This is a genomic window from Novosphingobium sp., from assembly GCF_027489515.1.
GTDB lineage: Bacteria > Pseudomonadota > Alphaproteobacteria > Sphingomonadales > Sphingomonadaceae > Novosphingobium.
Map to the genome: position 1 here is coordinate 33,042 of NZ_JAIXZS010000027.1, position 18,201 is coordinate 51,242.

Sequence of the window (18,201 nt, forward strand, 5' to 3'; positions counted from 1 at the left end):
GGCAAAGCGGACCAAATCGGATTAAAGTCGTCTAAGAAATCATCCTAAGTTATTGTGCTGTAAGTATTTTGTGGATTAGAACAAAGCATGAAAATCCGCCATCCCGGCGCGATGATCAAGCATCTCTCCGTCCGCTTCCTCGTCTCGCTCGGCGCGATGGCAGGGTTTTCCCTCGTAACCCCGCAGTCGAACGCGGCAGGTGCAGCTTCCGGCGATCGGGAAGCCGCCGCATTCACCCGGTGCGAGGGGCGGGAGCGCGTCACCTGCATCGTTGATGGCGATACGTTCTGGTATCGAGGCCTCAAGATCCGCATCGCCGATATCAACGCGCCCGAACTCGGCCATCCCTCCTGCGCCTACGAGGCGCGGCTGGCCGAAAGCGCGACCCGGCGGCTGACCGATCTGCTCAATGCCGGTCCCTTCACATTGGCTGTCGAAGGGCGCGAGACTGACCGCTATGGCCGCGCGCTGCGCGTGGTCCTGCGCGGCGGGCGCAGCCTTGGCGAAGTGCTCGAACGCGAAGGCCTTGCCGAACACTGGCAAGGCCGGCGCGGTGACTGGTGCGCCGGTTGATCGGGTCTACGCTGCCCGAAGGCCGCTTACACCCATGGCGCCGCGGTCCTGCGCCGAGAGCCCGTCGAACATCGCATCGATGATCCGCGCCAGCTTCTCTTCGCTCAGCCTGTCCATCAGCATGCCCATCACGCCGATGTTGCAATAGGGCGAGACCATCTGGTTGATCAGGCTCAGCGTCATGTCGATCTCGAGCCCGGGGAAGAAGCCTTCGCCCATCGCCTCGGCAATGATCATGCTGAGGTAGTGATCGGCAAGGTCGACGTAGCTGCGCACCTGCTCGAAGTATTCGTTGCCGAGTTCGACATACATCTCGTGCGCCACGGGATCGGCACGGTAGGCATCGCGCATCATCACGAAGCGGCGCGCGAAGAACTCGTACATCTTGCGGCGGGGCGGCAGCTCGCTGGCGACCACTTCCTCCATGATCGCAACCTTGGGGCGGAACCAGTACTCGGCCACCGCTTCGAGCAGCGCCTCCCGGCTCTCGAAATAGCGCAGCACCTGCGCCGGAGAGATCCCCGCACGCGCCGCCACTTCCTGCATCGTCAGCGCCTGTCCGCCGCGTTCTTCGATCAGTTCACACGCCAATGCGACGAGGCGCTCCTGACCGGCTTCGATATCGGACTGCGCGCGTGGCATGTTATGATCCTGTCGCCGGGGAGGCCTATAGGTCTTTTTAGGCATTGCCGGCTCCGGTTTCAATTCCGCTTCAGGTAATTGATCGAGCACGGATCGGCGCAGGTTCGAGCAAGGAAGACCAGGATATGACCATGATGGGCAACGCCGGCCGTCACAGTGCGATTGCTGCAGTGCTAGCGCTGGCGACGCTGCTGTCTGCCTGCGCTGCACCGCGCGGGGCGGCAGGTGTGGCTTCGGCCCCGCCGCCAGCGGCGCCGGTCGAAGTCGCCATTCTCGCCTTCAACGATTTTCACGGGAACCTTGAACCCCCGCGCCAGAGCGTCGTCACGCCCGATGGACAGGGCGGCACTGCGCAGGTCCCCGCCGGCGGCGCGGCGTGGCTGGCAAGCGCCCTCGATGCGCTACGCGCGCGCCATCCCAACTCGATGACCGTCGCGGCGGGCGATCTGATCAGCGCTTCGCCGCTCGCCTCATCGCTGTTTCTCGATGAACCCTCGGTCGAAGTGCTGAGCCGCCTCGGTCTCGATTACGCGGCAGTAGGCAACCACGAGTTCGATCGCGGCACGAAGGAACTGCTGCGCATGCAGGCGGGCGGCTGCGAAAAGCTCACCGCGCGCGAACCGTGCCAGCTCGAACGCTTTGCCGGCGCGCGGTTCCGCTATCTTGCTGCCAGCACGCTCGCCGCGGGTGGCACGCCGCTCTTTCCGGCGAGTGCGATCCGCACCTTCGGCAGCGGCGCGGGGCAGGTGAAAGTCGGCGTGATCGGCCTCACGCTGAGGGGCACGCCATCCCTCGTCAATCCCTCGGGCATTGCCGATCTCACCTTCGCCGACGAGGCGGACACCATCAACGCCGAGGTTCCGAAGCTCAAGGCTGAGGGCGCCGATGCCGTGGTCGTGCTGATCCACCAGGGCGGGAAGGCATCGGGCACGCCTGATCCCAATGGCTGCGCGGGCTTTGATGGCGAGATCCTGCCGATCCTGCAGCGCCTTTCGGGCGCCGTCGATGTCGTCGTCTCGGGCCACACGCATGCCGATTACATCTGCGATCTGCCGACCAGCGATCCGGCACGGCGGGTTCTGCTCACCAGCGCGGGTCTCTATGGCAAGGAACTGACCGAGATCACGCTCACTATCGATCCCGGGCAGCACCGCGTCACCGCCCGCAGCGCGCGCAACCTTATTGTGCAATCGCAGCCGTTCACTTCGGCCAAGGGCCCGGTCGCGCTTTCGCCGCTGGTCCCCGCCTATGCGCCGCGCGCCGATATCGCCGCCTATATCCAGCGCTACGTCGATGCCTCGAAGGCCTTCGCGACCCGGCCGGTGGGCAAGCTGTCGGGTTCTGCGGGGAAGGCCGAGGGCGCCGCTGGCGGCCCACTCGGCAACCTCATCGCCGATGCGCAGCTCGCCGCCACCCGCTCCGCAGGCGCGCAGATCGCGCTGATGAACCCCTTTGGTATCCGCGCGGCCATCGTCCCTGCCGCCGATGGCACGGTCACCTTCGGCGATATCTACCTGGCCCAGCCCTTCGGCAGCGCCCTCATCACCGAATCGCTCACGGGTGCTCAGATCAAGGCCGTGCTCGAACAGGGCTTCGATGACATCGGGCCAGATCAGGCGCTCGCCCCCTCGAAGGGCTTTGCCTACCGCATCGACCGCCGCGCACCGCTTGGCAGCCGGATCACCGCAATCACGCTGGGCGGCAAGCCACTCGATCCCGCCGCGCAGTACCGGGTGACCATGAACGGCTTCCTCGCGCTCGGCGGCGACGGCTTCACCGTGTTCAAGGCGGGCCGCGATGCGGTGACCGGGCCGACCGATATCGAGGCGCTGGAAGCACTCTTCCGCAGCGCCCCCCGGCTCGATGTACCGGTGGAGGAACGCGTCACTGCCGGCTGAGGCTCAGCCGAACAGCCAGCGCCCCAACAGGCGGTGAAACGGAAAGGTCAGCGCGCCTGCCGTCAGCAGCCCGCCGATGACCAGCCCGCGCACCGTGCGGCGATGGGCGGCGTGATCATGCGCGCGGGCGGTGAGTACAAGGCGCGGGGTCTGCACCGCCACGAAGGCGGAGAGCAGGTGGATCACGCTGAAATGTCCATGATTGGTCTCGAGGATCCAGAAGCTGTCGAGCGCCGACACGAACATCGCACCTGCCCAGATCGTGCCCAACCGCCGGTGCAGCCGCGTACCCCGCTTCTGCCACAGGATCACCGGGGTCAGCGTCAGCGCGAAGATCACCGTCAGCAGATGCAGCCAGACCGCCGGCGGCACTGTGCTCCAACCGGATCGGCCACGCACGATGGCAACCAGCGCGGCAGCGAGCAGGGCCAGCGCGGCCCAGCCCAGCGCGCGCTCCAGCCGGTCGGGGGTAATCGGCTGCGCGTGCTTCAGCGTTTCGGCGGCCATGGAATGAACCCGGACGTGCGCCGCACATAGTCGGCATATTCGGGGCGACGCAGGACAAGACCCTTTTCGAGCAGCGGCTTGCCCGACCAGCGGGTGAGTGTGAACGTGAGGAACACCGGCCCCGCCAGCGAAGCGAGCGCAACCGGCAAGCCGGCCTCGCTGGCCGCCAGCCAGATCCCCCACCACACGCAGGCATCGCCGAAGTAGTTGGGATGGCGGGTGTAGCGCCACAGCCCGGTATCGAGCACTTTGCCCTTGCTCGCAGGATCGGCGCGGAAGCGCGTGAGCTGCGCATCGCCGATCGTTTCAAAGCCGAACCCGATCAGCCACAATGCGCCGCCCGCCATGGCCAGCGGGCCGATGCCTTCGCTGCCGGCCGCCAGTACGCCGAGCTGCGCGGGCAAGCACGTCACGTAGAGCAGCACGGCCTGCACGGCGAAGACTTGCGCTGCCGCCCGGCCATATGTCCCGGCTTTGCGCGCCTTGCCCAGCATCCGGGCATAGCGCACGTCCTCGCCATGCGCGCGCCATCGGGTGTAGAGGTGCCAGCCCAGTCGCGCACCCCAGATCAGCGCCATTGCTGCGATCAGGCTCGCGCGCGGACCCTTTTCCGGCGCCTGCGCCCAGGCCGAAACCGCCAGCACCGCCATCGCCGCGCCCCACACCGCGTCAATAAAGCTGACATCGCCGATCTTCGCTGCGGTGCGCGCCAGCAGAGCCATCAGCACGGCGAGCGCGATGGCATTGACGATAAGTCCTTCAAGCATTGAACATCCCTGCAAAGTCCTTGATTCCGCGCTCCGGATGCTTCGGCGTCACGCTCCTGTAAATCTCCGCCACCTGCTGCATGTCCGCCTTGTAGTCGCCGGTCGGCATGATCGCGGGGCCAAGCCCGCCGACCTTGCGGCCATAGTCCATCAGCCCGACGACCATCGGCACGCCCGCGCCCAGCGCGATATGATAGAAGCCCGTGCGCCATTGCTGCACCGCGCTTCTCGTGCCCTCGGGCGCGATCGTCAGCGCAAAGCGGTCACGCCGCCCGAACTCGGCGATCATCGCATCGACGACGTTGTGCCGCGCCGAACGGTCGATCGAGATGCCGCCCATGTCGCGCATGAAGCCGCCCAGCGGCCAGCGGAACAGGCTGTCCTTGGCCATGAAACGCGCATCGAGCCCCAGCTCGTTCACAAGGCCGAGGAAGTAGACGAAATCCCAGTTCGAGGTGTGCGGTGCGGCGATGATCACATAGCGCTCGCCCGGCGGCGGTGTGCCCACGGCCTTCCAGCCCTGCATCCGGTAAAAGCCGAGCAGCGCGCGCTTCACCACGCGCGAGGACAGACTTGCCCGCCTGTCCTCAAGCTCCCGCGCAAACGTTCCTGCGTCCATCCGCCACTCTCCCCCGCGGTCATTTCTAGCGAGGCGGAGCGAGCTTGTCGAAGGGGAACCAGCGTCGACGGGACTACCCTTTTAGCCTGCCTTGACGATAATAAGCATGGCTATTATGTGCGTGCCTATGCAGAACAATATCGCTTTCCTGACCTCGGATGTGAGCCGCCTGCTGCGCAAGCGCTTCGATGTGGTCAGCCGCCGCTTTGGCGTCACCGGCCCGCAGTGGCGCATGCTCGCAGCGCTGCGCCGCACCCCTGGCATCAATCAGGGCGCATTGGCGCAGTGGCTCGAAGTCGAAGCGATCACTGCCGGCCGCATGATCGACCGGCTGGAGAAGTCCGGCATGGTCGAGCGCCGCGCCGATCCCAATGACCGCCGCGCCTGGCGCCTGTTCCTCACCGATGCCGCCACGCCGCTGCTCGATGAACTGTTCATCTGCGCCACCGATGTGTTCGAGGAAGCGCAGCAAGGCTTCACGCCCGCCGAGCGCGATCTGCTGCTGGTGCTGCTCGAACGCGTGCGCGCCAACCTTCTTGAGGAGCCGCCCGCCGACAAGGCCCTTGCGGAAGGAGCGCTGGCTCATGGCTGAAGCCGATCCTTTCAAGCCAAGCGCAGCGGACAGCGCCGATGGCGAGCGCCGCAAGGCCACGCGGGCCAAGCGGATGCGCCTTGTCGCCATGCTGCTGGTCCCCGCGCTGGTCGTCGGAGGGGCGCTCGTCTGGTGGTTCGGCAATCCGGGCGACGTGTCGACCGACAACGCCTATGTGAAGCAGGACATTGTCTCGATCGCGGGCGAAGTGAACGGCCTCGTCGTTGCCGTGAACGTGCGCGAGAACCAGCAGGTCAAGGCGGGTGACGTGCTGTTCCGGATCGATCCCACCAGCTACGAAGTCGCGATCCGCCAGGCCGATGCGCAGATTGCCAGCGCGCAGGCGAACATCACCGCGCTTTCTGCGGATGTCGGGGCCAATGCTGCCAATATTGCTGGTGCGCGCGATGATCTCGCGCTCGCGGAGGCGCAGTATGCGCGCGAGAAGGCGCTGCTCGATCGCGGCTTCAACACTCGCGCCCGGATGGACGAGGCGCAGCATGCTGTCGCCGCCGCGCGGGACCGGCTGGCCTCGGTTGCCGCCGAAGTCGAAAAGGCCCGCGCGCAGCTGGCCAATGGCGCGCAGGTGCCTGGTCTCAATCCGCGCGTCGCCTCAGCCGAGGCCACCCGCGCGAAGGCTGCGCTCGATCTTGCGCGCACCGTGGTCCGCGCGCCGGTTTCGGGGCGCGTCACGCAAGTGAACCGTCTGCAGATCGGCCAGATGGTGTTCACCGGCGTGCCGATGCTTTCGATCGTGCGCGAAGGCGGGGCGCGGGTCGAGGCCAACTTCAAGGAAACCGATCTGGCCCGCATGCGCGCCGGCCAGCCCGCAGAGGTGCGGCTCGATGCCTACCCCGGTCTCAAGCTCAAGGGCCATGTCGATAGCATCGGTGCGGGTACCGGCTCCGAATTCTCGGTGCTGCCCGCGCAGAACGCGACCGGCAACTGGGTGAAGGTGACCCAGCGCGTACCGGTGCGCATCGCCATCGACTCGTCCAGCGGAGACCGCCCGCTGATCGCTGGCCTCAGCGCGAACGTGACGGTCCATGTCGGCAGCAAGTAATCCGCAGCAGCCTGCCTGGCTGGTGAAACACCGCCCGTTGCTGTTCACCGCAGTGATGGCGGCGATGGTGATGCAGGTCCTCGATACCACGATTGCCAACGTCGCGCTGCCGCACATGGAAGCCTCGCTTTCGGCCACGCAGGAAACGATCAGCTGGGTGCTGACAAGCTATGTGCTTGCCTCCGCGGTGGCGTTGCCACTGGGCGGCTGGCTGGTCGACCGGTTCGGCATCCGCGTGGTGTTCACGCTTTCGGTGGTGGCTTTCACCGCCGCCTCCATCCTCTGCGGTCTTGCCCAGAACCTCGGGCAGATGGTGGCGTTCCGCGTGATTCAAGGGATCGGCGGCGCATTCCTCTCTCCCTTTGCGCAGACCGTGATGCTCAATTCGAGCACCACGGAGGAGCGCCCCAAGATGATGGCGCTGTTCACGCAAGGCGTGATGCTCGGCCCCATCGCCGGGCCGCTGCTTGGCGGCTACATCACCGAAAGCTATTCGTGGCGCTGGGTGTTCTTCATCAACGTGCCGATCGGCATCGCCGCGGGCCTCGTGCTGTGGTGGCTGCTGCCGCGCCAGAACGCGCTCCGCCGCCCGATCGACCTGACCGGCTGGCTGCTGGTCGCCCTCGCGCTCGCCTCGTTCCAGCTCATGCTCGATCGCGGTCCTTCGCAGGATTGGTTCAGCAGCGCCGAAGTGGTGACCTATGCCGTGATCTGGGCCTGCAGCGCATGGATGGCGGTGGTTCACCTCGTCACTGCCGATAAGCCGCTGTTCCCGGGCCGCATGTTCGCCGATGCCAATTTCGTCGCCAGCCTCATCTTCATGTTCCTGATCGGCTGCGTGATGATGGCGGTGCTCGCGCTTCTGCCGGGGTTGCTCCAGGGCATCTACGGCTACCCGGCGGTGGATGCCGGCTGGCTGCTTGCCCCGCGCGGGCTGGGCCTTCTGGCGACGATCACCCTGCTCGGTCGCTGGATCACGAAGATGGACCCGCGCATCGCGCTCACCATCGGCATGGGGCTTTCGGGCTGGTCGCTGTGGCTGATGGCGGGATGGTCGCCCGATATGCCGATGACCCCGATTTTCGTCACCGGCCTCATTCAGGGCGTGGGCATCAGTTTCACGATCATGCCGATCAACCTGATCGCCTTCGCCACGCTGCCGCCCGAATTGCGCACCGATGCGGCGGGGCTCAACAACCTGATGCGCTCGATCGGCGCTTCGATCGGCATCGCGGTCTGCACCTTCATGCTCGCGCGCAACATCCAGGTGAACCATGCCGAAATGGGCGCGCAGATTACGCGGATGAGCGTGCCGTTCGATCTCGACCGCATTACGGCTTATGGCGGCGTCTCCGAAGCCGGGATGCGAGTGGTCGATGGCATGGTCAACAAGCAGGCGGCGATGATCGGCTACCTCAACGATTTCTACATGATGGGCCTGCTGTGCTGGGCTTCGATCCCGGTGCTGTTCTTTGTGAAGGCAGGGAAGCCGGCCATGGGCGGCCCGCCGATGCAGGCTGCGGCGGCGGATCACTGAAGAAAATCTTGGGCCTGCCCCATTATTCGGGAGGTTGCCGGTCCCGGTCCCGAGGTCTAACCGCCGTGCCTGTCAAGCGAGGACGCTCTACCCATGGCGCTGATTTCCAATCCGAAGCTCGCATGGATCCTGCGCTGCGGCTGGCAAGGCAAGTGCCCGCGCTGCGGCGAGGGGCACATGTTCGCCGGCTGGCTCAAGCTTGCCAAGACCTGCGATCATTGCGGCCTCGATTTCAGCTATGCGCAGACCGATGATGGCCCGGCCTTCTTCGCGCTGTGCATCACCGCGTTCCCGCTCGTCTTCCTGGTGGTCTATGTGCAGGTCAGGTTCGATCCGCCGTGGTGGGTCCACGTGTTTACGTCGATGCCGATCCTCGTGCTCGGCTGCGTTGCCACGCTGCGCCCCTTCAAGGGCTGGCTCGCCGCCTCGCAATACGTGAACAAGGCGGTGGAGGCGGGAACCGAGGGCCTGTGGGCCGAACTCAACGCACGCGAGCAGGCGGACGAGAAGCCCTAAGCCTTGCGGTAGTCCGCGATGATGGAGCCGCAGGAGAGCAGTTCTTCCTCGTGGCTCACCTCGCGCCAGGTTTCCGCCAGCGCTGCCGTTTCCCATTCCTGCATCGCGGGATGCGCGATCGCCTGGTCCACCCAGGCCTGTCCTTTGCCGACGTCGAGCCCATACGTCCGCACACGGTACGCAACCGGTGCGTAGAAGGCGTCGAGCACGGTGAAGGCATCGCCCGCCAGCCACGGCCCGCCGAACCGCGCGAGCCCCTCCTCGAAGATCTCGCGAATGCGCGCCACATCGCGGACCAGCGCCTCGCGCATCGGCCGCGGCTGGACCCGCACGCCGACATTCATCGTGCAATCACCCCGCAGCGCCGAAAAGCCGCCGTGCATCTCGGTGACAGCGCATTGCGCAAAGGCGCGCGCGGCGGGACCCTCTGGCCACACGCCTTCGTGCCGGTCGGAGAGATAGAGCACGATCCCGAGCGAATCCCACACGGTGGTTTCCCCGTCGATCAGCACCGGCACCTGGCCCGTGGGCGAGAAGCTGCGGAACTCGTCGTAGTTCGAAGGCTTGGTGAAGGGCTCAAACCGGTCGATGAAGGGAATGCCAAGCGCCTTCATCAACACCCACGGGCGCAGCGACCAGCTCGAATAGTTCCGGTTCGCGGTAATGAGCGTATAGGCCACGGCCTTACTCGACGTAGTGGGCCGTGGTCTTGGCGCGGAGGTCTTCGGCGCTCACGCCTGGGGCGAGCTCGATCAGCCTGAACGGCGAGGCATGGTCCGGCCGTGCGAACACGGCGAGATCGGTAATCACCATGTCGACCACGTTACGGCCGGTGAGCGGCAAGGTGCAGGCGGGGATGAACTTGGGGCTGCCGTCCTTGGCGCAGTGCTCCATCACCACGATGATCTTCTTGACGCCGGCGACGAGGTCCATCGCGCCGCCCATGCCCTTGATCATCTTGCCGGGCACCATCCAGTTGGCAATGTCGCCGTTCTCGGCCACTTCCATCGCGCCGAGCACGGTGAGATCGATGTGCCCGCCGCGGATCATGGCAAAGCTCTGCGCGCTGTCGAAATAGGCGGACTGCGGCAGTTCGCTGATCGTCTGCTTGCCGGCATTGATGAGGTCGGCGTCTTCCTCGCCCGCGAGCGGGAAGGGCCCGATGCCGAGCATGCCGTTCTCGCTCTGCAGCGTCACGGTCATGCCTTCCGGAATGTGGTTCGCCACCAGCGTCGGGATGCCGATGCCAAGGTTCACATAGAAGCCGTCCTGAAGCTCGCGCGCGGCGCGGGCGGCCATCTGGTCGCGGGTCCAGCCCGCCGTCAGTCCATCATGCTTGGTCATCAGCCGACATCCGTGTTGCGAACCGTGCGGAACTCGATCTTCTTGTCGTAGGGCGAACCGACGATGATCCGCTGGACGTAGACGCCCGGCAGGTGGATCGCATCGGGATCAAGGCTGCCGGTGGGGACGATCTCTTCCACCTCGACCACGCAGACCTTGCCGCAAGTGGCCGCTGGCACGTTGAAATTGCGCGCCGTCTTGCGGAACACGACGTTGCCCGTCTCGTCGGCCTTCCACGCCTTGACCAGCGCCAGATCGGCGAAGATGCCTTCTTCGAGGATGTAGTCCTGCCCGCGGAAGGACTTCACTTCCTTGCCCTCGGCCACCAGCGTGCCGACGCCGGTCTTGGTGTAGAAACCGGGAATGCCTGCGCCGCCCGCGCGCATCCGCTCGGCCAGCGTGCCTTGGGGGCAGAATTCCACCTCGAGCTCGCCGGCAAGGTACTGGCGCTCGAACTCCTTGTTCTCGCCCACGTAGCTCGCGATCATCTTCTTCACCTGCCGTGTGCGCAGCAGCTTGCCGATGCCTTCATTGTCGATGCCGGCATTGTTGCTGGCGAAAGTGAGGTCCTTTACCCCGCTCTCGCGCACGGCATCGATCAACCGCTCTGGAATACCGCAAAGGCCGAAGCCCCCGCAGGCGATCAGCAGACCATCCTTGAGCAGCCCGTCAAGGGCGCTGGCGGCATCGGGATAGAGCTTTCTGGCCACGCGAATCCGGCTCCTGTATCTGGTCCCGTCCCTTTAGCGCGAAGAGACAGCTTGTCACCCCAGAGAGAGGCCGAGCACCGCCGAAAGATCGCTGAGCGCCTGTTCGCCGCTGGTCACCTTGATGGCATGCATCCCCAGCTTTGCCGCCGGTTTGCAGTTCACGCCAAGGTCGTCGAGGTAGATGCAGGCGGCGGGTTCCAGCCCCAGTTTCTCGCACATCATGAGATAGATGCGCGGATCGGGTTTCCGCACGCCGGCCTTGCTGCTCTCGATCACATGCTCGAACCGCGCGAAGATCTGCTCCAGCGCGTCGCTGCGGTCCTCGCTCCGCGCGAGACCCGCACCGTGGCCCGTGGGCACGTTGTTGGTGATACAGGCGAGGCGGTATCCGGCGGCCTTCAGCTGATCCAGCGCGCGCACCATCGCGGGGCGGACCGTGCCGGCCAGCACCGCCAGCACATCGGCGCCGGCAAGGTCGTGTCCTTGCGCGCGGGCTTCGGCGGCAAACAGCGCATCGAACTCCGCCGCGCCGATTTCCGCCCGTTCGAATCTGGCCCAGGCGTTGTCGTCGGGGTTCAGCGCGTTGACCCGGCGGACAAAGTCCTGCGGCAGGCCGCGCGCCGCTTCCAGCCGGTTGAAGGACTCGAACGGGGAGGACGTGATCACGCCGCCGAAATCGAAGATCACTGCCGTAAACGCCCGCTCCGTCATCCTGTCCGCTCCCTGGTCCTGTGCCTTGGCGGCATAGCGGTCGGCGCGCGCCACGCAAGCGCGCCGATTTGACATGGATCATTGGGCTTGTGTCCGGATCGGGTCTATCGCTGGTCCGTCAGCCAGATCCAAGGAGAAATCCCATGCGCTCGATTCTCTGCCCCGCAGACAATTCCGATACGCTCGGCGAACGGGTCGAAACCGCGCTCGCACTAGCACGGGCGATGCGCGGCCACGTCTCGTTCCAGATCGCGACGCCGTTTGCCCAGATGGCGCTGTGGGAACCGTTCGGCGGCTCGGCGATGTCGGCCGAGGTCATCAACGAGGTGCGCGCGGCAGACGAGAAGCTTGCAAAGGACCTCGATGCCCGGATGGCCAGGGAGGACGTGCCCTTCGATGTTGTGCTGACCGACCAGGGCCGGGTCGAAGGCGTGGCGGCGGCCGCGCGCTTTACCGATTGCATCGTCGCCAGCCTCGATGATCCCGCGCTGGAGGAAGTGGCCTTGGGCTCGCGCTGTCCGGTGCTGGCCCTGCCGCGCGGCGTGCCGCTGGTGGTGTTCGATAAGCCGGTGCTGCTGGCGTGGGATGGCGGGCACGAAGCCGCCGCTGCCATGCGCGCCGCTCTGCCGCTGCTGCGCCTCGCGAGTGCGGTCCACATCCTGATGGTGCGCGAAAAGGAAGACAGCTTCCCGGCGCGCGATGCCGCCTGCTATCTCTCGCGCCACGATATCCATGCCGAGGTGCACGAGGTGGCCCGGCACGGCGCGATTGCCGCGACCATCGCCGAAAAGGCCCATGCGCTCGGTGCGGGGCTGATCGTGATGGGCGTGTTCGGCAAGAGCCGGCTGCGCGAGCTGCTGCTTGGCGGCGTCTCGCGCGAACTTCTGGATACGTCGATGGTGCCCCTGCTGCTGGCGCACTGATGCGGGATGTTCCCCTTGGGGCATGTTGCGGCGCAATGGCGGGGCTTATCTGCTTTTTGCATTCGGCCCATCACATCGAGTCATAGTGCTGTAATGCCGATGGAAATTGGCGCAACTGCGGGGATTGTGACATCACCATTGCAAAAAATGCAACCATTGCGGCCCATTTCGCACTTGCGAAGAAGGGGTGATAGTTGCATATGAAAGTGGCCTTTCAGGCATCCTCTCCCAAACTTTCACGGCCCGGCTGGCAACAGCCGGGCCTTTTTTCGTCAGGGGTATCAGGCTGGCTGGCAACAGCCGGGCCTCTATCGTCTGGGCTATCAGGCGCCGATGCACGCGCCATCCGGCCCGATGGCGCTGCAATGCTTGACTGCAGGGGCGTCCCGGCGTATCGGCGCGCTCCTGATTCCGCCCCTTGCCTCGCAAGGATGGCCGGGCAACCGATTCGCCATTTGAAAAGAGCAAACCGATGAAGCGCACTTTCCAGCCCAGCAATCTCGTGCGTGCCCGCCGCCACGGCTTCCGCGCCCGCATGGCCACTGTCGGTGGCCGCAAGGTGCTCCGCGCCCGCCGCGCCCGCGGCCGCAAGAAGCTTTCGGCCTGATCGCCGAAGCGCCATCCGGCCCGGTCGCGCCTGCGGCAGGGCTTCGGCTGGAAACCATTGCAAAGCGCGCCGATTTCCTCGCCGCGAACAACGGAATCCGGGTCGCAAGGCCCGGATTCGTGCTTTTGGTGAACCCGCTGGCGCGCCCTGACGGCTTGCAGCGGTTCGGCGTCACCGTCACCAAGCGCATCGGCAACGCGGTGGCGCGCAATCGCATGAAGCGCCGCCTGCGCGCACTGGCCCGGGAAATCCTGCCTTCGCAGGGCATAGCCGGTGCCGACCATGTCCTGATCGGCCGCGAAAACGGGATCGAGCGCGATTTCGCGCTGCTCCGCCAGGAACTCGAGGCGGCACTGGCCCGCGCTGCGGCCGGCAAGGGCGATCCGCCCCGTCGGCATGGTCCCAAGGGCAAACCGAAAGGACGCGGCAAATGATCCGCCGCCTGCTCATCGCGCTGGTGCGGCTGTGGCAGCTCGGCCCTTCGGTCATCCTGCCGCCCTCGTGCCGCTACAGCCCCTCGTGCTCGCAATATGCGATCGAGGCGCTCGCCAAGCACGGCGCGATTAAGGGTGGCTGGCTGACGGTGAAGCGGCTATTGCGCTGCCATCCCTGGGGTGGCCACGGCTACGATCCTGTTCCCTAGGGCCGGTGCCGTGAGAGCCAAGGCTCCATGCAGGGCGCTCCGGCAGACATGACTTTACGACGCGAGGCAGAGTGGAAAATCAGCGCAACGTGATCCTGGCGATGGTGCTCATGGCCCTCATGCTGGTCGGCTGGGACCTTGGCATGCGGTACTATTACCCCGCGCCTGCCAAGCCTGCCGCCGGTGCACCTGCCGCCTCCGGCAGTGCGCCCGGCGCGCCCGCGCCCGCGTCCACGCTCAAGCCTACCCGCGAAGGCGGCCTGCAGGCTCCGGCCGATGTCGCGCTCGAAAAGAAGGACCTCGCGCAGGTCCTTGCCGCCGGGCACCGCATCCCGGTCGATGCGCCCGGCCTCAAGGGCTCGATCAACCTCCTCGGCGGCCTCGTCGATGATCTCACGCTCGCACGCCACCGTGAAACGCTGGACAAGAACAGCCAGCCGGTGCGTCTGTTCTCGCCCGCCGGCACGCCCGCGCAGCACTTCGCGCAGGTCGGCTGGCTGGGCCAGAATGGTGTGGCTGCGCCGGGACCAGACACCATGTGGCAGGCCGAAGGCGCGAAGCTGACGCCCGCAACACCCGTCACGCTCAAGTGGACCAATCCCACCGGCCAGACGTTCGCGATCCGCTATGCGATCGATGAAAACTATATGATCACGGTCACTCAGGCCGTCACCAACGTCGGCGCCGCGCCCGTCGCGCTCAAGCCCTTTGCGCTGGTCAACCGCACCGACCGCACCGCGAGCCTCGATACGTGGAACGTCCATTCGGGCCCGATCGCCGCGTTCGACGGTGCTGTCACCTTCGATACCAACTATGCCGACGTGAAGACCACCGGCGCGGTCAGCCCGGCGGGCAGCGCCAACTGGATCGGCTTCACCGATATCTACTGGCTCTCGGCTCTGATCCCCGACACGGCGAGCGGCGCGGTCCAGCCCAAGGGCGATTTCCGCAGCGTGGCGCCCGATATCTTCCGTGCCGATCTCATCTACCCGGTTGCGACCGTTGCGCCGGGGCAGACCGCAACGCAGACGGTGCGCCTCTTCGCCGGGGCCAAGGAAAACAACGTCCTCGAAGCCTACGAGAAGCAGGGCGCGACCAACCTCTCGCTCTCGATCGACTGGGGCTGGTTCCGCTGGTTCGAGAAGCCGATCTTCTGGCTGCTCGATTCGCTGTTCCGCGCGGTGCACAACTTCGGCCTCGCGATTATCCTGCTCACGGTGATCGTGCGCGGCATCATGTTCCCGGTGGCGCAGCGCCAGTTCTCCTCGATGGCGGCGATGCGCGCGATCCAGCCCAAGCTCAAGGTCATCCAGGAACGCTTCAAGGACGACAAGCAGAAGCAGCAGCAGGAAATCATGGCGCTCTACAAGGCGGAAGGGGTGAACCCCCTCGCCGGCTGCCTGCCGATCTTCCTGCAGATCCCGGTGTTCTTCGCGCTTTACAAGGTGCTCGTGCTCACCATCGAGATGCGTCACCAGCCCTTCTACGGCTGGATCAAGGACCTCTCGGCGCCTGATCCGCTGCACGTGCTCAACCTGTTCGGCCTGCTGCCGTTCACCCCGCCCGCCTTCCTCGCGATCGGCGTGCTGGCGATCCTGCTCGGCATCACGATGTGGGCACAGTTCAAGCTGCAGCCCGCCGCGATGGATCCGGCGCAGCAGCAGGTCATGGCGCTGATGCCGTGGATGATGATGTTCGTGATGGCCCCCTTTGCCGCGGGCCTGCTGATCTACTGGATCACCTCGAACCTGCTCACCATCGCGCAGCAGAAGTACCTCTACAGCAAGCATCCGCAGCTCAAGGCGCAGGCCAGCAAGGACCAGCTCGATATCGACCGCGTGGTAGCGCGTGAACAGAAGGCTGCTGCCCCCAAGACCCCGCCGCGCAAGCCGAAGACGCGATGACCGAATTGAGCGAAGCCGAAGCCGCGGCGCGCGCGGAACTCGAAGAGCGCGCGCGGCGGCTGTTTGCCGGGCCCATCACGTTCCTCAAGTCCGCGCCTGCATTGAAGTTCCTGCCCGATCCCACGGTGCCCGAGATCGCCTTTTCGGGCCGCTCGAACGTCGGCAAGTCCTCGCTGCTCAATGCCCTCACCGGGCGCAACTCGCTGGCGCGCACCTCGGTCACTCCGGGCCGCACGCAGGAGCTCAACTTCTTCGATGTGGGTGAGCCGATCCTGATGCGGCTGGTCGACATGCCGGGCTATGGCTTTGCCAAGGCGCCGCCCAGCGTCACCGAGCAGTGGAAGCGCCTCGTGCGCGATTTCCTGCGCGGCCGTGTCGTGCTCAAGCGCACCCTGCTCCTCATCGATGCGCGCCACGGCATCAAGCCGGTGGACGAGGACATGATGCGGATGCTCGACGAGGCCGCCGTCGGCTACCGGGTCGTCCTTACCAAGGCTGACAAGATCAAGGCGAGCGAGCTTGCCGCGACGGTCGCCGCGACCGAGACCGCTGCGCGCAAGCGCACCGCTGCTTTCCCGCAGATCCACGTCACCTCGTCCGAGCTCAAGATGGGCATTCCCGAGCTGCGCGCAGCGATCCTCGAGGATGCCGCGATCTGAGCGCGGTCAGGCTGCTCGCGCGGCCCGGCGCTCCAGCAGCGTATCCAGTGCCACCGGTCGCTCGATGAAATAGCCCTGCGCATAGTGGAAGCCCGCAAGCGTCGCTTCCATCAGCTGCAGTTCGGTCTCGATCCCTTCGAACACGCATTCCAGCCGCAGCGAGCGGGTGAGGTTGAAGATCGCGCGGACCAGCCGCCGGCCCTCGCCATCGTCGAGCCTTGCGGCAAAGCTGCGGTCGATCTTGATGATGTCGATCGGCAGCATGTGCAGCGTGCTCAGGCTCGAATAGCCCGTCCCGAAATCATCGAGCGCGATCTTCGCCCCGCACGCCCGCAGCTGCTCAAGCGCGGCGCGCGCCGCCGCGAAGTCGCCGATCAGCGAGGTTTCGGTGATCTCGAACACCAGCCGCTGCGCATCGATCCCGCTGTGCGCGATCCGCTCGATCAGCGCGGCAACCGTGCCCGGATCGGCAATGTCGGTGGGGGCGAGATTGAAAGACAGGCGCTGTTCGGCAGGCAGCCGTGCGAAATCGTCCAGCACCCGCTCGAAAGCCGCGAGCGTCACCGTGCGCGCCATGCCGAGCCTTTCTGCTGCGGCAAACAGCAGTTCGGCCGGCACCGCGCCGATCGTCGGCGATTCCCAGCGCGCCAGCGCTTCCACGCCAACCATCGCCATGGCGCGCGTGCGCACGATCGGCTGGTAGACCATTGCCAGTTCGCGCTTGAGGTCTGCGCTCTGGAGCGCGGCCTCGAGCGCCTGTTCGGAGCGGATGATCCGTTCGAGCTCGCAGGAGAAGCGCACAATGCCGCCGCGCCGCGCCTTCTTGGCGTGGTAGAGCGCAAAGTCCGCCCGGTCGAACAGGTCGTGCGCGCTGGCACCCGCCTCGGGCCAGGCGGCCAGGCCGCCCGAGCAGCCGACCGAGACGACGATATCGCCCAGCGGTACTGGTTCCTGCACGCGCTGACACAGCCACACGCCGGTCGCCTCGGCCGCCTCGATCGATCCTTCGATGATGAGCCCGAACTCGTCGCCGCCGAGCCGCGCGATCACGGTATCGGGGCCACTTGCATCGCGCAGCCGCGCGCCGATCACCTGCAGCAGGCGGTCGCCCTGGGCATGGCCGTGGACGTCGTTGATCGGCTTGAAGCGGTCGAGATCGATCACGCCGATGGTGAAGGGTGCCCTCCGGTCACCGCGTGCGAGCAGGGCATCGAGCCGCGCGAAGAAATAGCGCCGATTGGGCAGGCCGGTCAGTGGATCGGAATGCGCGAGCCGCGCGTTCTCCTCGGCCAGGCGCTGCGCCTGCGTCTGCTGATGCTGCAGCGCCGCCTGCGAATCCTCCAGCGCGGTGAAGGATCCGAACGAATCGCGCAGCACCTTCAGGACAACCACGCCCACCATCAGGATGTTGAGGGCCATCGAGGCCATCGTCACCGTCCCGCGCGCCAGGCAGTAGGTCAGGAACACGCCCAGCACGATGTAACACACCAGGTGCGCCGCGCGCGGCAGATAGGTGAGGCAGAAGATGCAGCCCATCACCGTGATCGCGACAAACACGGTAACATGGCCGTGCTGGTCGCCATCGCCGTACTGGTCGAGCGCCAGCGCCCACGAAACGAACAGCACCGAGAGCAGCGTGCCCATGATCTCGGTTCGCCGCAGCGTGCGCTTGGCAAACTCCAGCGTGACGGCGCTCTCGTCGATCGGCCGCAGCCATTGCATCAGTCTCACCAGCGAGGCGATGATCAGAACAAGGGGCAGCCACAGCGAAAGCCAGCGCGGTGCGACGGCATGGTGCGTATAGGCCAGCGCCGCCGCGTTCATCGTCAGGATCAGGTACATGGGCGGCAGCTGCTTGCGCAGGCGCAGAAACTGCTCGACGGGCAGGGGGCGCCGCACGGACCCCGCGTGCCGGGATTCGTCTGCCGCCAGCGCGGGCGGAGCAGCCGTGTCAGCCATCGAAGTCATGGCACATCTTCGCGTGAG

General features: G+C 65.9%; 21 protein-coding genes. 12 read left to right on the top strand and 9 right to left on the bottom strand.

Translation table 11 applies throughout. The features are described from left to right. Window positions 1-87: 87 nt before the first annotated feature. Window positions 88-573: a thermonuclease family protein gene (locus Q0082_RS04495; RefSeq protein WP_298190400.1), complete on the top strand. Its 486-nt coding sequence runs from the start codon at window positions 88-90 to the stop codon at window positions 571-573. A gap of 6 nt (window positions 574-579) precedes the next feature. Here the strand turns inward: Q0082_RS04495 and Q0082_RS04500 are convergent, their stop codons facing one another. After that, window positions 580-1,215 carry a TetR family transcriptional regulator gene (locus Q0082_RS04500; protein WP_298190403.1) on the bottom strand — a complete coding sequence of 212 codons (636 nt, stop codon included), beginning with the start codon at window positions 1,213-1,215 and terminating at the stop codon, window positions 580-582. A gap of 131 nt (window positions 1,216-1,346) precedes the next feature. On the opposite strand from Q0082_RS04500, the gene Q0082_RS04505 reads away from it, so the two are divergent. Further along, window positions 1,347-3,113, top strand: a complete 1,767-nt coding sequence (locus tag Q0082_RS04505; protein WP_298190406.1) for a bifunctional metallophosphatase/5'-nucleotidase — start codon at window positions 1,347-1,349, stop codon at window positions 3,111-3,113. Window positions 3,114-3,116: 3 nt separating this feature from the next. On the opposite strand, the gene Q0082_RS04510 is transcribed toward Q0082_RS04505, so the two are convergent. Genes Q0082_RS04510 through Q0082_RS04520 form a run of 3 tightly spaced genes read right to left on the bottom strand, consistent with a single transcriptional unit; the run spans window position 3,117 to window position 5,006 of the window. After that, window positions 3,117-3,620 (bottom strand): hypothetical protein, encoded by a 504-nt coding sequence (locus Q0082_RS04510; RefSeq protein WP_298190409.1) that lies wholly within the window; start codon window positions 3,618-3,620, stop codon window positions 3,117-3,119. After that, on the bottom strand, window positions 3,602-4,387 hold the full coding sequence (locus Q0082_RS04515) for a DUF1295 domain-containing protein (protein ID WP_298190410.1): 786 nt from the start codon (window positions 4,385-4,387) through the stop codon (window positions 3,602-3,604). Before Q0082_RS04515 ends, Q0082_RS04510 begins: the two co-directional genes overlap by 19 nt. Next, window positions 4,380-5,006, bottom strand: a complete 627-nt coding sequence (locus Q0082_RS04520) for a lysophospholipid acyltransferase family protein (RefSeq protein WP_298190413.1) — start codon at window positions 5,004-5,006, stop codon at window positions 4,380-4,382. Before Q0082_RS04520 ends, Q0082_RS04515 begins: the two co-directional genes overlap by 8 nt. A 127-nt stretch (window positions 5,007-5,133) precedes the next feature. Here Q0082_RS04520 and Q0082_RS04525 point away from each other — a divergent pair, with 127 nt between their 5' ends. The 4 genes from Q0082_RS04525 to Q0082_RS04540 all read left to right on the top strand — a co-directional run bounded on the left by Q0082_RS04525 (window position 5,134) and on the right by Q0082_RS04540 (window position 8,714). Beyond that, a complete protein-coding gene (locus tag Q0082_RS04525) occupies window positions 5,134-5,598 on the top strand; it encodes a MarR family transcriptional regulator (RefSeq protein ID WP_298190415.1) in 465 nt (154 codons plus the stop codon). After that, the gene (locus Q0082_RS04530; RefSeq protein ID WP_298190418.1) at window positions 5,591-6,661 is read left to right on the top strand and encodes an HlyD family secretion protein; all 1,071 of its coding nucleotides are present in this window, start codon (window positions 5,591-5,593) and stop codon (window positions 6,659-6,661) included. The genes Q0082_RS04525 and Q0082_RS04530 overlap by 8 nt, the downstream gene beginning before the upstream one ends. Beyond that, entirely contained in the window at window positions 6,645-8,198 is a 1,554-nt protein-coding gene (locus tag Q0082_RS04535) for a DHA2 family efflux MFS transporter permease subunit (protein ID WP_298190419.1), read from the top strand. Before Q0082_RS04530 ends, Q0082_RS04535 begins: the two co-directional genes overlap by 17 nt. 93 nt (window positions 8,199-8,291) lie before the next feature. Further along, window positions 8,292-8,714, top strand: a complete 423-nt coding sequence (locus tag Q0082_RS04540; RefSeq protein ID WP_298190421.1) for a DUF983 domain-containing protein — start codon at window positions 8,292-8,294, stop codon at window positions 8,712-8,714. On the opposite strand, the gene Q0082_RS04545 is transcribed toward Q0082_RS04540, so the two are convergent. Genes Q0082_RS04545 through Q0082_RS04560 form a run of 4 tightly spaced genes read right to left on the bottom strand, consistent with a single transcriptional unit; the run spans window position 8,711 to window position 11,479 of the window. Next, the gene (locus tag Q0082_RS04545; RefSeq protein ID WP_298190423.1) at window positions 8,711-9,394 is read right to left on the bottom strand and encodes a glutathione S-transferase family protein; all 684 of its coding nucleotides are present in this window, start codon (window positions 9,392-9,394) and stop codon (window positions 8,711-8,713) included. The genes Q0082_RS04540 and Q0082_RS04545 overlap by 4 nt on opposite strands. 4 nt (window positions 9,395-9,398) lie before the next feature. Beyond that, the gene (locus tag Q0082_RS04550; RefSeq protein ID WP_298190425.1) at window positions 9,399-10,058 is read right to left on the bottom strand and encodes a CoA transferase subunit B; all 660 of its coding nucleotides are present in this window, start codon (window positions 10,056-10,058) and stop codon (window positions 9,399-9,401) included. Then, on the bottom strand, window positions 10,058-10,768 hold the full coding sequence (locus tag Q0082_RS04555) for a CoA transferase subunit A (protein ID WP_298190427.1): 711 nt from the start codon (window positions 10,766-10,768) through the stop codon (window positions 10,058-10,060). The genes Q0082_RS04550 and Q0082_RS04555 overlap by 1 nt, the downstream gene beginning before the upstream one ends. 54 nt (window positions 10,769-10,822) lie before the next feature. Next, entirely contained in the window at window positions 10,823-11,479 is a 657-nt protein-coding gene (locus tag Q0082_RS04560) for an HAD-IA family hydrolase (protein WP_298190512.1), read from the bottom strand. Window positions 11,480-11,622: 143 nt separating this feature from the next. On the opposite strand from Q0082_RS04560, the gene Q0082_RS04565 reads away from it, so the two are divergent. The 6 genes from Q0082_RS04565 to yihA all read left to right on the top strand — a co-directional run bounded on the left by Q0082_RS04565 (window position 11,623) and on the right by yihA (window position 16,215). Further along, window positions 11,623-12,402, top strand: a complete 780-nt coding sequence (locus Q0082_RS04565; RefSeq protein WP_298190429.1) for a universal stress protein — start codon at window positions 11,623-11,625, stop codon at window positions 12,400-12,402. Window positions 12,403-12,874: 472 nt separating this feature from the next. Beyond that, the gene (gene rpmH, locus Q0082_RS04570; RefSeq protein ID WP_054123767.1) at window positions 12,875-13,009 is read left to right on the top strand and encodes a 50S ribosomal protein L34; all 135 of its coding nucleotides are present in this window, start codon (window positions 12,875-12,877) and stop codon (window positions 13,007-13,009) included. A gap of 56 nt (window positions 13,010-13,065) precedes the next feature. Then, complete coding sequence (gene rnpA / locus Q0082_RS04575; RefSeq protein ID WP_298190514.1) at window positions 13,066-13,443, top strand: ribonuclease P protein component; 378 nt, start codon at window positions 13,066-13,068, stop codon at window positions 13,441-13,443. Further along, window positions 13,440-13,652 (top strand): membrane protein insertion efficiency factor YidD, encoded by a 213-nt coding sequence (gene yidD / locus Q0082_RS04580; protein WP_298190432.1) that lies wholly within the window; start codon window positions 13,440-13,442, stop codon window positions 13,650-13,652. The genes rnpA and yidD overlap by 4 nt, the downstream gene beginning before the upstream one ends. 71 nt (window positions 13,653-13,723) lie before the next feature. Beyond that, window positions 13,724-15,556 carry a membrane protein insertase YidC gene (gene yidC, locus Q0082_RS04585; RefSeq protein WP_298190434.1) on the top strand — a complete coding sequence of 611 codons (1,833 nt, stop codon included), beginning with the start codon at window positions 13,724-13,726 and terminating at the stop codon, window positions 15,554-15,556. Continuing rightward, complete coding sequence (yihA, locus tag Q0082_RS04590; RefSeq protein ID WP_298190436.1) at window positions 15,553-16,215, top strand: ribosome biogenesis GTP-binding protein YihA/YsxC; 663 nt, start codon at window positions 15,553-15,555, stop codon at window positions 16,213-16,215. Before yidC ends, yihA begins: the two co-directional genes overlap by 4 nt. 6 nt (window positions 16,216-16,221) lie before the next feature. Here the strand turns inward: yihA and Q0082_RS04595 are convergent, their stop codons facing one another. After that, window positions 16,222-18,183 (bottom strand): EAL domain-containing protein, encoded by a 1,962-nt coding sequence (locus Q0082_RS04595; protein ID WP_298190438.1) that lies wholly within the window; start codon window positions 18,181-18,183, stop codon window positions 16,222-16,224. Window positions 18,184-18,201 lie beyond the last annotated feature (18 nt).